The 11,964-nt window shown below is 47.2% G+C and carries 16 protein-coding genes; 1 reads left to right on the top strand and 15 read right to left on the bottom strand.

What is annotated here, in order from left to right:
• Nucleotides 1–5: 5 nt before the first annotated feature.
• The 6 genes from torC to M0C34_RS19840 all read right to left on the bottom strand — a co-directional run bounded on the left by torC (nucleotide 6) and on the right by M0C34_RS19840 (nucleotide 4,336).
• Complete coding sequence (gene torC, locus M0C34_RS19865; protein WP_248713390.1) at nucleotides 6–1,187, bottom strand: pentaheme c-type cytochrome TorC; 1,182 nt, start codon at nucleotides 1,185–1,187, stop codon at nucleotides 6–8.
• 72 nt (nucleotides 1,188–1,259) lie between these two features.
• Nucleotides 1,260–1,430 (bottom strand): trimethylamine N-oxide reductase system protein TorE, encoded by a 171-nt coding sequence (gene torE, locus M0C34_RS19860; RefSeq protein ID WP_248713389.1) that lies wholly within the window; start codon nucleotides 1,428–1,430, stop codon nucleotides 1,260–1,262.
• A gap of 119 nt (nucleotides 1,431–1,549) precedes the next feature.
• Entirely contained in the window at nucleotides 1,550–2,167 is a 618-nt protein-coding gene (locus tag M0C34_RS19855) for a tRNA-uridine aminocarboxypropyltransferase (protein ID WP_248713388.1), read from the bottom strand.
• 81 nt (nucleotides 2,168–2,248) lie between these two features.
• Complete coding sequence (locus tag M0C34_RS19850; RefSeq protein WP_248713387.1) at nucleotides 2,249–3,040, bottom strand: LysR family transcriptional regulator; 792 nt, start codon at nucleotides 3,038–3,040, stop codon at nucleotides 2,249–2,251.
• A complete protein-coding gene (locus M0C34_RS19845; protein ID WP_248713386.1) occupies nucleotides 3,030–3,887 on the bottom strand; it encodes a LysR family transcriptional regulator in 858 nt (285 codons plus the stop codon). Before M0C34_RS19845 ends, M0C34_RS19850 begins: the two co-directional genes overlap by 11 nt.
• 62 nt (nucleotides 3,888–3,949) lie before the next feature.
• Nucleotides 3,950–4,336 (bottom strand): hypothetical protein, encoded by a 387-nt coding sequence (locus tag M0C34_RS19840; protein WP_248713385.1) that lies wholly within the window; start codon nucleotides 4,334–4,336, stop codon nucleotides 3,950–3,952.
• 235 nt (nucleotides 4,337–4,571) lie between these two features.
• On the opposite strand from M0C34_RS19840, the gene M0C34_RS19835 reads away from it, so the two are divergent.
• Nucleotides 4,572–4,781, top strand: a complete 210-nt coding sequence (locus M0C34_RS19835) for a hypothetical protein (RefSeq protein WP_248713384.1) — start codon at nucleotides 4,572–4,574, stop codon at nucleotides 4,779–4,781.
• Here M0C34_RS19835 and menE read toward each other — a convergent pair.
• The 9 genes from menE to M0C34_RS19790 form a co-directional block, all read right to left on the bottom strand.
• Nucleotides 4,751–6,157 carry an o-succinylbenzoate--CoA ligase gene (gene menE, locus M0C34_RS19830; RefSeq protein ID WP_248713383.1) on the bottom strand — a complete coding sequence of 469 codons (1,407 nt, stop codon included), beginning with the start codon at nucleotides 6,155–6,157 and terminating at the stop codon, nucleotides 4,751–4,753. The genes M0C34_RS19835 and menE overlap by 31 nt on opposite strands.
• A 74-nt stretch (nucleotides 6,158–6,231) precedes the next feature.
• Nucleotides 6,232–6,795, bottom strand: coding sequence for a HupE/UreJ family protein (locus tag M0C34_RS19825; RefSeq protein WP_248713382.1), 564 nt, complete (start codon nucleotides 6,793–6,795; stop codon nucleotides 6,232–6,234).
• A 24-nt stretch (nucleotides 6,796–6,819) separates the two neighbouring features.
• The gene (gene ureG, locus M0C34_RS19820) at nucleotides 6,820–7,455 is read right to left on the bottom strand and encodes an urease accessory protein UreG (RefSeq protein ID WP_248713381.1); all 636 of its coding nucleotides are present in this window, start codon (nucleotides 7,453–7,455) and stop codon (nucleotides 6,820–6,822) included.
• Between the two features lie 30 nt (nucleotides 7,456–7,485).
• Nucleotides 7,486–8,154: an urease accessory protein UreF gene (locus tag M0C34_RS19815; RefSeq protein WP_248713380.1), complete on the bottom strand. Its 669-nt coding sequence runs from the start codon at nucleotides 8,152–8,154 to the stop codon at nucleotides 7,486–7,488.
• Nucleotides 8,154–8,600, bottom strand: coding sequence for an urease accessory protein UreE (gene ureE, locus M0C34_RS19810; protein WP_248713379.1), 447 nt, complete (start codon nucleotides 8,598–8,600; stop codon nucleotides 8,154–8,156). Before ureE ends, M0C34_RS19815 begins: the two co-directional genes overlap by 1 nt.
• A gap of 11 nt (nucleotides 8,601–8,611) precedes the next feature.
• On the bottom strand, nucleotides 8,612–10,318 hold the full coding sequence (ureC, locus tag M0C34_RS19805) for an urease subunit alpha (protein WP_248713378.1): 1,707 nt from the start codon (nucleotides 10,316–10,318) through the stop codon (nucleotides 8,612–8,614).
• On the bottom strand, nucleotides 10,315–10,638 hold the full coding sequence (locus M0C34_RS19800; protein ID WP_248713377.1) for an urease subunit beta: 324 nt from the start codon (nucleotides 10,636–10,638) through the stop codon (nucleotides 10,315–10,317). The genes ureC and M0C34_RS19800 overlap by 4 nt, the downstream gene beginning before the upstream one ends.
• A 22-nt stretch (nucleotides 10,639–10,660) precedes the next feature.
• Complete coding sequence (ureA, locus tag M0C34_RS19795; RefSeq protein ID WP_248713376.1) at nucleotides 10,661–10,963, bottom strand: urease subunit gamma; 303 nt, start codon at nucleotides 10,961–10,963, stop codon at nucleotides 10,661–10,663.
• 22 nt (nucleotides 10,964–10,985) lie between these two features.
• Nucleotides 10,986–11,870, bottom strand: coding sequence for an urease accessory protein UreD (locus tag M0C34_RS19790; RefSeq protein WP_248713375.1), 885 nt, complete (start codon nucleotides 11,868–11,870; stop codon nucleotides 10,986–10,988).
• Between the last annotated feature and the right edge of the window lie 94 nt (nucleotides 11,871–11,964).

Here is an 11,964-nt window from a genome sequence, read left to right as displayed (position 1 = left end):
TTGAATTAGTGGCCAGCGTCAGAAAAGTCTGAAGAGTGTTTTTGCAAGTATTTTAATACTAGCGCCTGAGTATCACCGTCTAAATTTACAAACGACAACATACCGTTGAACATACCTGGCCAGGTATTGGTGTCGAAGTGGTTTTCTGCAGGCTGAGTATGACAAACACTACAGCTGGTATCGTAAGTGGATTTAGCAAACTGCCATAAGGTGTCTCGCGAATCGGTCAGCGAGCCATTGCGCATCCACAGTTCAATTGACACTTTCTGCCAAGGTAGGCCAGTGAGATCGTCTTCTTTGGTTTCACCTTTGGTTAACATGCTGTCGTTTTGCGCGACTTCTTTGGTTAAGTAGCCATCGTTGATGTTCATCGCAAAGTCTTCAAATAGAACCCGGCCAAACCCTTTAGTTTTGCGCCAGCCGTCAATTTCAACTTTAATCGCATCGCCTTTTACTTCGATAATTTTCACTTCAGTGGCGGCGTTCAGTTGGCCGGCTTCTTCACTGAGATCTGGATTTGTGAATAAGGGCAATTGCCGCACGCTAAAGTAGGCCTGACCTTCTTGGTAGCCTGAAGTTGCCATTTCTTCGAGTTTGGCTAAGGTGCCTTCGCCAGAATTCATATTTTCTGGTAGTTGGTGGGCAATACCTTTATGGCAGTCAATACAGCTTTGGTCACGCTCTGCAGCCATTTTCATTTGCGTTTGAGCACGCTCTGACATCGAATCGAAGTCCATGCTGTTGTAGTTGTGACAGTTTTTACACTCGAGAGAATTATTAGCGGTAAAACGATCCCATTCGTGTTGAGCAAGCTCCCCCCGTTTTGCTAGAAATTTCTCGCGAGTATTAATGGTTCCAAACACGGTACCGAAAACTTCTTTAGACGCCTGCATCTTTCGCGCAATTTTGTCTGTCCAATTGTGCGGTACGTGACAATCTGGGCAAGTAGCGCGTACGCCAGAGGTATTTTTCCAATGCACCGTGTCTTGTAATTCTACATACACGTTGTCAGCCATTTCATGACAGCCGATGCAAAACTTTTCAGTATTAGTCACTTCTAGTGCGGTATTAAAACCACCCCAGAAGATGATACCGGCAATAAAACCGCCAATAGTTAACAAACCAAAGCTTAAGTGTACGCTGGGTTTACTTATCACGGACCAGAATGTTTTCAGCAGTTTTTTCATTGTGTTATCTCACATCGCTGTGGGTTATTAAGGTTGCTAAAACGCTAAATAAAGCGAACAGATAAAGGTAGGTTATCCGTGTCCCGGGGGGCCCATTAACAGTTGCAGCATCCATACCGTAAAACCATAACCACCTACCAGTATCACCGCCAAAACGGGGAACAGAATGATGGTAATGAAGAGAAAGGTCTTCCACTCGCTCGATTTGCTTTGTTGCTCTGGCACGGTGTTGTGTTGAGACATGCTAAAGCGCTCCTACTTTACGGCCAACATATAGCTTCAACAGTAGACGCTGTTTGTACATTTAACCAGTTTGCAGGCTAATTTGGCTTAGTTAAAAAGAGGCAGAGAATAGCCAAGGTTTAATAACGGTTTTTTATTTGCTTGGGCATTGCCGCTATTTGTTGCTCAACCAGTGTCTCTAGCACGTTCCGCAGTGGCGTGGGGTTGAAGTCTTCAATTTGTTGTAACGTGTAGGCTATTGCTTCAATGGTAGACAAGCCTTGATCGATACGGGTTTTTCGAATGCGATATTGTCCTGCCGGTGCATTGGCAAAGTGAAATTGGGCTATTTGTGTTAACCAAGGGTTTAGGTGCCAAAGCTTTAGCGCTTTACGCCAGGTGCCATCCAAGAAAATCAATGTAATGGGGAGCGGGCATGCGGGACGATTATTTGCCTCGGTTAAGGGCCTCTGTTGTTCTATGGCTTGGCTGGTTTCGCTTGGAAAAATTAGCCAGTACTGCTGTGGGTTTGCTGTTACCGCTTGGCAGATCTCATTGAAGTCAGCGGGCGTTTCACCAATCACTAACTGTGCTTTGTTGAGCGCTAAACTCGCTAGATAAGCGGTGCCTTTAGCATTTTTTTGTTCACTGGGGTGTTGCAGAATAAGTACCGAATGGCGGTGTTCACAGTTTGGGATATGTGGGCATAGGCAGTGGCTCACGGGGCGTAAGCAGCGCTGGCAACGGGGTCTACTCATAGTACTGTGCTTGGTCTGCAATTATCTGACACTCATTATAACCTTGCTGTCAGCTAAACCACTAGTGTTGCAAATGCCTAACTAGCTTAGATACTCGGCTTGTTGTTGCTTTATCCAAGCGCAGAGGTCTTCGGGGCAATGCTTGGATAAGTGCAAGTAGGTGGCAAGCTCACCTTGCGGTTCAAGCCAAGCCTTAAGGGTTCCCTCAGCCAAGCGTGATTCTACACTTATTTGCGGAAGTATTGCCCAACCTAGGCCTTCACTAAGCGCATCGAGTAATAGCGTTTCACCGCTAAATAGGTTGTTGTGTTGTGGCTCACGAATATCAAACAGTTTTAGGTGACTATCAAATAGCTGGCTATGATTGACCAGTTTGGGGTGAGCCACCTTCACCAGTTTTGCTGCCTGCCAATCTAATACTTCGATTTCTGGACGCTGATTATTCGCAGAGAAACTAAAGTGCATCATTTGTTGCTGGCCAGCGGTAAAATTGAGCTCTAATAAATGGTCGTATCGATGAAGCTGGCTAGCGAGCAACGTTAGCCATGGGCTGGGGAACCAGCTTTGATAGCTGATACTGAGTTGTAAACTTTGGCCTTGTTGTAGATGCTGACAGTGGCGTTGCAACTCCTGGTAGCGGTGAACGATCAATTCGGCTTGTTCCACCATGGCTAAACCCGCTTGGCTTAAATGAAACGGTGGAGATTGTTGGGTAAAGAGCGAACAAGCAAGCGTTAGTTGTAACTGGTCCAATTGCTCGAGTATTTCATCGGGGCTAAGTTTTAGCTGCGTAGAGCAATGGGCTAAATCACCATGCCTGGCAACACAAACAAAAGCCTTGAGTGCGGGTAAATATTTAGGATCATCCATCATAGGCACTTAGTCCAAGTAAGTTCAGGCACTGAGCTACTAAGCTGTTGTGCTGACCGCTTTGCCACAAAATTTCTATTTCTAATCTTGCTGGAGAAAAATAGTTGCTTAAATGTAGCTCGATTAAACTCCCGTTGCGAAAACTAGGCTCCAGCCAATGACGCGGGGCAATCGCCCAGCCCATGCCTAACACTAATAAATCATGCAGAATTTCTCGGTGCTCTAAGTGCCAGCAATTAACCCTATTGAGTTGCAACTCTGTGGGCAAATGGCTCAGACAGAGCTGCCGATGGCGCTGTAATTGTTCAGCACTAAGTTGTTGATGCCTGCTTAGGCTATGGCGTGCAGCACAAGCTAACGCTAAGTTTAAACTGCAATATCGCCTTGAGTGAGTTTTGGGCGGTTTTTGTTGTTGCGCGACACGCAAGGCAATATCTATCTCGCCCTGACATAATTGAGCTTGTAACTGTTGTTCGCTGAGCTGCACTAGTTTGAGCTGTTGTAATGCCAACTCAGAGATAAACCTTGGATAGCAATGCAGCAGGCTTTGACTCGGTACAAACTCATCCATACCAATAATTATTTGTTGAGGTCGAGTCGCGGTGTCTTGGCTTTGAAATAGGTTGTTCAGTTGCAACTGTAACTGCTTAGCCCGTCGGTATAACAACTGTCCTTGCGGGTTTAAACGTGTGTAGTTGGCTTCGAATAGGCGACAATGCAAACTTTTTTCTAAGCGGATGAATAGCTGCTCTCGTTGCCCGGGCGTGTTGGTTTCTGGATATTGATGTTGTTGCTCGTAAGCTTTCACAAATTGGTTGAGCAACTGAATATCTGGTGAGGGCATCGCCATTATCCCATTCTCTGCCGCAGTTGCTTTAAGGCTAGCAGAGAATGGCAGGAAATTAGCCTAATTTAGAACATATAACGAACTCCGGCACTAAATTCAAGCTTCACATCTATGTTGTCTACCACATAGATAATCGGCTGTACTTCGGCGAAAAAACGGAATTGTTCCACAGCTCTATTTGCGCCAAATACAGCTCTAGCCCCTAACTTTTTGTGCTTACTGTCACTGAGCTTACCGCCAAACCCGTAATAGAAATAGGGCTGCTCTTTAAAATCAAACATCTTATCGGCGCTGAGCGATAAATCGTTAAACCCAAGATTGACGCGAATATCATCAAACTGAGCACTGATCCCGTTATCGCTGCCAACCATTACTCCCAATTCAGGATTTGCATAACTTGGATTGGCCGCCAACGCTAACAATGCACTGAGTAGTAAAACACTTCGTTTCATATTCACCTCTTAATTAATCTAAGGAGCATTTTAGTGCTCATCGGCACGAGGGTAAACAAGGCCTGTGTAATAACGAGTGATAGACGGAAAATATTCGTGACACCTTAGATAGTTTATTCAAATCATTCGATTAAAGCTTGTCGCTACTCACAGAGCGTGCTAAATCTAGAGGTAGTGGAAGTAGAACTAATGCTTACCGCTGGGCGCTAACTATTATTAGTCGTAAGGAGTGCTTATGAGAAGTGACATTAACTTCGCAAAAACCGGATTGCTAAGCCGTTACTTAGCTGAAAGAGAACAATTCTTTAAAGGAGCATGCTGTTTTGTTCCTGATTCCCATCAAAACCTTAAAGAGCAGCAACAATCAGCCTTGCAACATGCCTATCAACAATCTTGGATTAATATTTCAGAGTTTCAACATTGGTCGCAACAGCTAGACCTGTAATTCGCTAAGTCGCTTAACTCACCACGCGAAGGTTTGAGTGAGTTTTGCTCGGGTAACTCAAAATAGGCTATCGGTAACTTGATAGCCGCAAGCTGCTGACGTAAAAATTGATTCAGTGGCAGCTTGCCTAGCGGAGCTTCACTGCTAATAAAAGCCACTGGCCGTTGGCCATACTCACTATTTTGCTGAGGAACCACAATCGCTTGATTGATCTGTGGGTGTTGCAGTAATGCCAGCTCTATTTCTTCAGGCTGAATGTTTTCACCAGCACAAATAAACATGTTGTTGCTGCGACCCAGTGTATATAGCCGGTTGCCTTCAATACGCCCAGTATCGCCACTGTTAAACCAGCCTTTGGGGTCACTGGGGCGAAGTATTTCGCCATTTTTCCAATAGCCTAAAAATAAGGTCTCGCCGCGCAAATAAATTTCACCTTGATGAATTTTGGCGTGGCGGTGAGGTAACAACTGATAGGTGGGGTGTTCTAGGCGGTGGTTGCGCGTAGCCACCTGCGAGCTTAACTCGCTGCTCCCATAGGAGCTGTACACCTGAAAGCCACGGCTAATGGCATCTTCCAATAAGCTATCGTTACAGGCGGCGCCACCAATCAGAATGTGTTTAAGACTCAGCGCGCTGGCCCAGAATTTGGCTTGGGTAAGTAAGCGATAGAGCTGCGTAGGGACCAAAGAGACATGGGTGGTGTCGCTGGCGACTAAATCAGGGAAAACACGGCCTTTGTTTTGCGCCACCACAATGCGAGCGCCAGCCAGTAAACAACGCCATACAATGGCTTGGCCGCCAATATGATAGAGCGGCAGTGACAACAGCCACTGGTCTTGTTCAGTTAGCGGGATGACGGTTTGCGAGCCTAGGGCGCTGTAATAGTGATTTCGCCAACAATGCACTACCGCTTTAGGTGGGCCGCTGCTGCCGGAAGTAAATACCATGCTAAGCGGCCGTTCGGCATCAAGTCTGGTGACCGGCTCAATATCCATATCTTGAAAGGGATTGAACTCAATCTGCACTGCTGGTGCTAAAGGCAGCGCTAGATCGCTCCAATAAAACTGGCTATCTACCGATTGGCTGAGGCTTTGTAGCTGCTGGAGTGGGTGGTGGTGATTAAGCGGACAATACACATAAGCTAGCTGCAAACTACACAACTGTAGCAGTAACATGCGCAGCGGGTCTTCGCCAAAACAACATACTCTTGAACCTTCGCCCACACCTTGCTTACGCAGTTGCGCTGCGGTGGCGTTAACCATGGTGTTTAGCTGTTGGTAGCTAAAGTGTTGCTCACCAATGCTCAACGCAATATGCTCAGGCCTAATTTGGCATTGCTGCTGCAGTGGCTGTATTGACAAAGAATTGATACTCATAGCGGTATTATGCCGCAAAAACTTGATGATGTCGCCGCTAGCAAAACAGGGCTAGCGGCGTTTTAAATGGTCCCTTAGGCAAGTAGCGCACTTAGGCCAAAGGCGGCTGTTAGGCCTGCAATAGCACGCGTTATTGTTAGACCATGCTGGGAGCGTAGGGCAGCTTTACCTAGTAGGTAACCACCACAAATTAAGGTGACAGAGCTAGCAATAAAACCTGCGAAGAATAGTGTTAAATCAGCACCGGCGGGTACTTCGTTACCATGGGCTGCACCGTGTAAAGCCGCCACCAAACATACCACTAAGCCGGCGATGCCTGCAGAGCGCGGTAACAACTTAGCGACTAATACCGCCATCACTAATAATGATACCGCTAAACCTGTTTCTAACATTGGTGGTACAAGCCCAAAGCTAGCGACTAGCGCTGCCAATACTAAAGCAAACAAGCTTTGGCTTAGGCTTAGTTTGAGCTTGCCCGTTTGACTCGCCAGTAGGCCAATTAAGCTTAAAGCCAACAAATGGTCTATACCTGTTAGCGGGTGTAATAGCCCAGCAGATAGGCCGTGGTGTGCGCCTTCGTGGGCAAAACCAGGTAAGCTAAATAGTAGGCCTGCGGTTAAGGTAAGTAGTTTTTTCATGGGTCAATATCCTTATAAAATAGATTAGTTAGCAGTGGCTGGGCTAGTTTCTTCTAACATGCCTTGCTCAATAATGAAGCTGATGATGTCTTGTAAACCCTGATTGGTTTTAAGGTTGCTGAATACAAATGGGCGCTCACCGCGCATTTTTTTAGCATCACGATCCATCACCTCAAGAGACGCACCCACATAAGGGGCTAAATCGGTTTTGTTGATGATTAATAAGTCTGACTTAGTAATACCGGGCCCGCCTTTTCGCGGGATTTTATCGCCAGCACTTACGTCAATCACATAGAGGGTTAAATCGCTTAACTCGGGGCTAAACGTAGCACTCAGGTTGTCACCGCCACTTTCAACCAGAACTAGATCTAATCCTTTGTGACGACGGTTTAGCTCAGCAATCGCGGCTAGATTCATCGAGGCATCTTCGCGGATCGCGGTATGCGGACACCCGCCTGTCTCAACGCCTAAAATACGATCTTCGGCTAACGCGTCATTGCGTAATAAAAATTGTGCATCTTCTTTGGTGTAAATGTCATTGGTCACTACGGCTAGGTTGAAGCGATCTTTTAGCTCTCGACATAAGGCGGTTAGTAGCGCTGTTTTGCCAGAACCTACTGGGCCACCGACTCCTACACGTAAGGTTTGTTTAATGCTCATGGTTTTTATTCCTCATAATTGCTGCTGCGCTTAAGAGCGGAACAGTCGACAATATTGGGTTTCATGTAAGGTACTGGCCAAGCTCAAGGCTGGCAGTGACCCGCTAATCTGTTCAAAAGGTAGAGCGAGCCCTGATTCACGCGCAGTAGGAAGTTTAGGGAGTAATTCGCTCAGCAATTTCTGGCAAGCGGTTTGCCCTAGGGGGAGGGTTTTACCGGCTACCGCTAATTGGTTTTCTAACCATGTCCATAAATAACCATCAGCCAGTTGATTGAGTTCTACTTGCCAATGCACTCCAGCTAAAGCAAACATGCTGGTCCAACTCATGGCTTCGTCGCTCAGTGGCTTGGTAATGTTAGCGTCCAGTTGGTTTAATAAGGTGCGTAAGGCATTACCCATTTGCACATCTTCAAGTTCTAATTCGAGAGTTTCTCGGCTAGCAATTAGTTCCAAATTCAAGCACTCAAATTTGGCGTAGTCTTGCTCAGCCAATGCCCGATAGAGTGCCGCTAACATCGGAATATCTAAGCAGGCTAAACCTGCATCTAAGCAGCCACTAATCCAGCTATTTAGCTGATTTGGATTATTTACCCAGCCGTTCTCAATGGCATACTCCAAACCTTGCGAGTAGGCAAAACCACCTACTGGCAAGCTTGGGCTAACCAATCGCATCAGCTGCAGTTGAGCCAAGCTACTCATTAGTGACTATGCGCCGGCAAATGGCTATGGTAAGCGCCCGTCTCTGGGTCAAAAGGTCCTTGGTGTTGTTCAACACGCAAACCGTAAAGCTCGACTAAATCTTGCAATACATGGTCTGGCTGAAAGCGCACCCAACCTTCACCAATTTGTAGCGGCGTATGGCGGTTACCTAAGTGATAGCAAACCTTTGCGAACATCAAAGGGTCATCGCTATAGGCGGTAGTCACTAACTCATCGGCACTTTTAATTTCCACCACTTCGCCATTTTCGGCTTCAAGAAACTGGCCGTTTTGCAGCACTTGGCCACGCTCTAAAAAAAAGCCAATGTCTTGCTTGTCTTCGGTTTGTGCCTTAATTCGCGCTTTTTTACGCAGTTCGTAACTCAATACCACCTGATGATGCACCGGGCCATGGTAGTGATGGAGGGTTTGATACACCTTTAACATTCATTCTCTCCTTAAAATAAAAAGTAACGCTGAGCCAGCGGTAATTCAGTGGCGGGTTCACACTCCAGTAGCTGACCATCGGCGCGTACTTCGTAGGTTTGTGAATCTACTTCCATATGGGGTTGATAATGGTTATGCACCATGTCTTGTTTTTTGATACTACGGGTATTTTTACAGGCCACTAAACGGCTGGTTAAACCCAAGGTTTCTTTCACTTTGGCGTCTATTGCGGCTTGGCAGACGAAGGTCACTCGAGTTTCACTCATGGCTTTACCATAGGCGCCAAACATTGGGCGATAATGCACGGGTTGAGGGGTTGGGATCGATGCGTTAGGGTCGCCCATTGGCGCTGCGGCAATGGCACCGCCTTTGATAATGAGCGAAGGTTTAGCGCCAAAAAAGGCCGGCTTCCATAACACCAAGTCGGCTAATTTACCCACTTCGATAGAGCCAACCTCATGGGCGATACCATGAGTAATCGCCGGGTTTATGGTGTATTTGGCTACGTAGCGTTTAGCACGAAAGTTATCACAGCCAATGTCTTTATCTTCTGGTAATAAACCTCGCTGAACTTTCATTTTGTGGGCGGTTTGCCAAGTACGTGTAATGACTTCACCAACCCGGCCCATTGCTTGTGAATCAGAGGCAATCATCGAGAAAGCGCCTAAGTCATGTAAAATGTCTTCGGCGGCAATGGTTTCTTTACGAATTCGAGAGTCGGCAAAGGCGACGTCTTCAGGAATAGCCGGATCAAGGTGGTGACATACCATCAGCATGTCTAAGTGCTCGTCTACGGTATTGATGGTGTAGGGGCGAGTAGGGTTGGTAGAAGACGGTAATACATTGTCTAAGCCACAAGCAGTAATAATATCGGGAGCATGACCACCACCGGCGCCTTCGGTGTGATAGGTATGAATGACCCTACCTTTAAAGGCTGCAATGGTATCTTCTACAAAACCAGATTCGTTTAAAGTATCGGTATGAATGGCTACCTGTACGTCGTAATTTTCTGCCACGGTTAAACAGTTGTCGATAGACATTGGCGTGGTGCCCCAGTCTTCATGCAGTTTTAAGCCCATGGCACCGGCGATCAGTTGCTCTTCTAGTGGGCGCGGTAGGCTGGCGTTGCCCTTGCCTAAAAACCCTAAGTTCATTGGGAAACTATCGGCGGCTTGTAACATTTTGCCTAGGTGGAAAGGCCCTGGGGTACAAGTGGTCGCGTTGGTACCCGTTGCTGGGCCTGTACCGCCACCTAACATGGTGGTGGTGCCTGACATTAAAGCTTCTTCGATTTGCTGTGGGCAAATGAAGTGGATGTGTGAGTCTACGCCGCCAGCGGTAACAATTTGGCCTTCGCCGGCGATGACTTCGGTACCGGCACCAATTTCAATGTCGATATTATCTTGAATATCGGGGTTACCGGCTTTACCAATCGCCTGAATACGACCTTCTTTTAAGGCAATATCGGCTTTCACAATGCCCCAATGATCTAAGATTAAGGCGTTGGTAATCACCGTGTCAGGTACCATGGCGCAGCCGGCTTGGCTTTGTCCCATCCCATCACGAATCACCTTACCGCCACCAAACTTCACTTCGCTGCCGTATTGAGCGTAATCTTTTTCTACTTGAATGATTAGCTCGGTATCGCCTAGGCGTACTTTATCACCTACGGTGGGGCCGAACATTTCGGCATAGGCGCGTTTATCCATCTTGCTCATGCTTGTTCCTCGCTGTCTAAGCTACCCATTACTTCCCCTCTAAAGCCGTACACTTCGCGTTTACCGCTAAGTGCCACTAGCTCTACCTTACGGCTCTGGCCAGGCTCAAAGCGCACCGCGGTGCCAGCGGCAATATTTAGGCGAAAGCCCAGTGCCGCTTTACGGTCAAAATGTAAGGCCGGGTTAGTTTCGGCAAAATGGTAGTGCGAACCTACTTGCACGGGGCGGTCACCACTATTGGCAACGTCAACGGTTACGGTAGCTAAACCTTGATTTAGCTCTATCCAACCGTCTTCAATGATCAGTTCTCCAGGTATCATTTGTTGTTCCTTTATTGGTGGCCTAAGGGATCGGGTTATGCACGGTGACTAATTTGGTGCCGTCGGGGAAAGTGGCTTCCACCTGTACTTCGTGCACCATTTCGGCAATGCCATCCATAACGTCGTCGCGGGTTAACAGGGTGCGTCCCCAGCTCATTAACTCGGCAACTCGGCGACCTTCGCGCGCGCCTTCAACAATACTGGCCGAGAGGTAGGCTACCGTTTCTGGGTAGTTGAGTTTTAGCCCTTTGTTTTTGCGTCGCTCGGCGACCAAAAATGCGGTAAACAGCAATAACTTATCTTTCTCTCTAGGGGTTAATTCCATGTTTGCCTCGTAGTGTTTTAAATTAGGTATTCCAAATGCGTGGACGCACTGCGACATGTCCTAAGGTGCGTGGGCGAATGACCGCCCATGCTTCTTCAAACTGTTGGCGTACGATTTCAGCCTTATCACCCAAATAGCGTAAAATGATTAAGCCTCTTACCAAGGTTGCCCCAATCTCTGGGCAACTTAGTTGTTGACGAAGATCTTCCAATAATTGTTTTTGCTCAGCTTCGCTGAGTTGGTCAACCGTGGCTAACATGCAGGCGTAAACGTGTTTACCTGCCAGCGCCGCTGGGTTGTTAGCGGTAATGGCGTTATGTATACGGGTATTTTCAATTAATAGTGGGCGCTGTTCTCGATACACTTTGATTGATTGCAGTAACTCGCCGTTATCAAAGTCTTCCTCACTGGCTTTACGGCCTAGACAGGTAATTTCCCAGGCAATCAATTGCGCATTACCCTGCAGCATAAAGTGGCTGTCTAAACGCCCTTGCGCACCATTAAACACAATCGTTTCGGGAGGAAGCCATTCCAGGCTGCTGTTATTTTGCACATGGAAACGCTGCTGCTGAGATTGCTGTTGGCGGGCCAAGTTAGAGCGGTATAACTTGCCAGAGGCCGGGGTGGTCAGTACCACTTTACTGCCTTCAAAGCACTCTACATTCATGAGCAGTTTGTCGCCCGCCACTAAACCACCCGGTGGGTGTAACAAATAAACGTGGCAGCAGTCTGGTGCGGTTAATTCCGGATGAAACGGTCGCTGTACCCTTAACGGGCCAATGCTCTTGTTGAGCGTTAACCGTGTTTTGTTAGCAATAGGCGCAAAGCCGAGATCAAGCTGAGCTAACCAACCTTGTTTAATCGGTGCTGATGTCTTGCTGTGCTTGGTTTGAATAAGCTGGCTCACATTGGTCCCTTGGCTAACTGATTGTTTCGATTCTTTTTGCTTAGCTATATACAGCAAGAAACAAACCAGTTTTTCAGCCTGACTATAGGCGCGA

It is taken from the genome of Agarivorans sp. TSD2052 (assembly GCF_023238625.1).
Taxonomy (GTDB): Bacteria; Pseudomonadota; Gammaproteobacteria; order Enterobacterales; family Celerinatantimonadaceae; genus Agarivorans.
The sequence above is the reverse complement of the archived record's forward strand: the minus strand, read 5'-3'. Positions and strand labels throughout refer to the sequence as shown.

What these genes read in the sequence shown, in the direction of transcription:
- torC (WP_248713390.1), bottom strand. Translation starts at nt 1,187, where the DNA reads ATGAAAAAACTGCTGAAAACATTCTGGTCCGTGATAAGTAAACCCAGC.
- ureG (WP_248713381.1), bottom strand. Translation starts at nt 7,455, where the DNA reads ATGAGCATTAAACAAACCTTACGTGTAGGAGTCGGTGGCCCAGTAGGT.
- M0C34_RS19850 (WP_248713387.1), bottom strand. Translation starts at nt 3,040, where the DNA reads ATGATGGATGATCCTAAATATTTACCCGCACTCAAGGCTTTTGTTTGT.
- ureE (WP_248713379.1), bottom strand. Translation starts at nt 8,600, where the DNA reads ATGTTAAAGGTGTATCAAACCCTCCATCACTACCATGGCCCGGTGCAT.
- ureC (WP_248713378.1), bottom strand. Translation starts at nt 10,318, where the DNA reads ATGAGCAAGATGGATAAACGCGCCTATGCCGAAATGTTCGGCCCCACC.
- ureA (WP_248713376.1), bottom strand. Translation starts at nt 10,963, where the DNA reads ATGGAATTAACCCCTAGAGAGAAAGATAAGTTATTGCTGTTTACCGCA.
- M0C34_RS19855 (WP_248713388.1), bottom strand. Translation starts at nt 2,167, where the DNA reads ATGAGTAGACCCCGTTGCCAGCGCTGCTTACGCCCCGTGAGCCACTGC.
- M0C34_RS19800 (WP_248713377.1), bottom strand. Translation starts at nt 10,638, where the DNA reads ATGATACCTGGAGAACTGATCATTGAAGACGGTTGGATAGAGCTAAAT.
- M0C34_RS19835 (WP_248713384.1), top strand. Translation starts at nt 4,572, where the DNA reads ATGAGAAGTGACATTAACTTCGCAAAAACCGGATTGCTAAGCCGTTAC.
- M0C34_RS19815 (WP_248713380.1), bottom strand. Translation starts at nt 8,154, where the DNA reads ATGAGTAGCTTGGCTCAACTGCAGCTGATGCGATTGGTTAGCCCAAGC.
- M0C34_RS19845 (WP_248713386.1), bottom strand. Translation starts at nt 3,887, where the DNA reads ATGGCGATGCCCTCACCAGATATTCAGTTGCTCAACCAATTTGTGAAA.
- M0C34_RS19840 (WP_248713385.1), bottom strand. Translation starts at nt 4,336, where the DNA reads ATGAAACGAAGTGTTTTACTACTCAGTGCATTGTTAGCGTTGGCGGCC.
- M0C34_RS19825 (WP_248713382.1), bottom strand. Translation starts at nt 6,795, where the DNA reads ATGAAAAAACTACTTACCTTAACCGCAGGCCTACTATTTAGCTTACCT.
- menE (WP_248713383.1), bottom strand. Translation starts at nt 6,157, where the DNA reads ATGAGTATCAATTCTTTGTCAATACAGCCACTGCAGCAGCAATGCCAA.
- torE (WP_248713389.1), bottom strand. Translation starts at nt 1,430, where the DNA reads ATGTCTCAACACAACACCGTGCCAGAGCAACAAAGCAAATCGAGCGAG.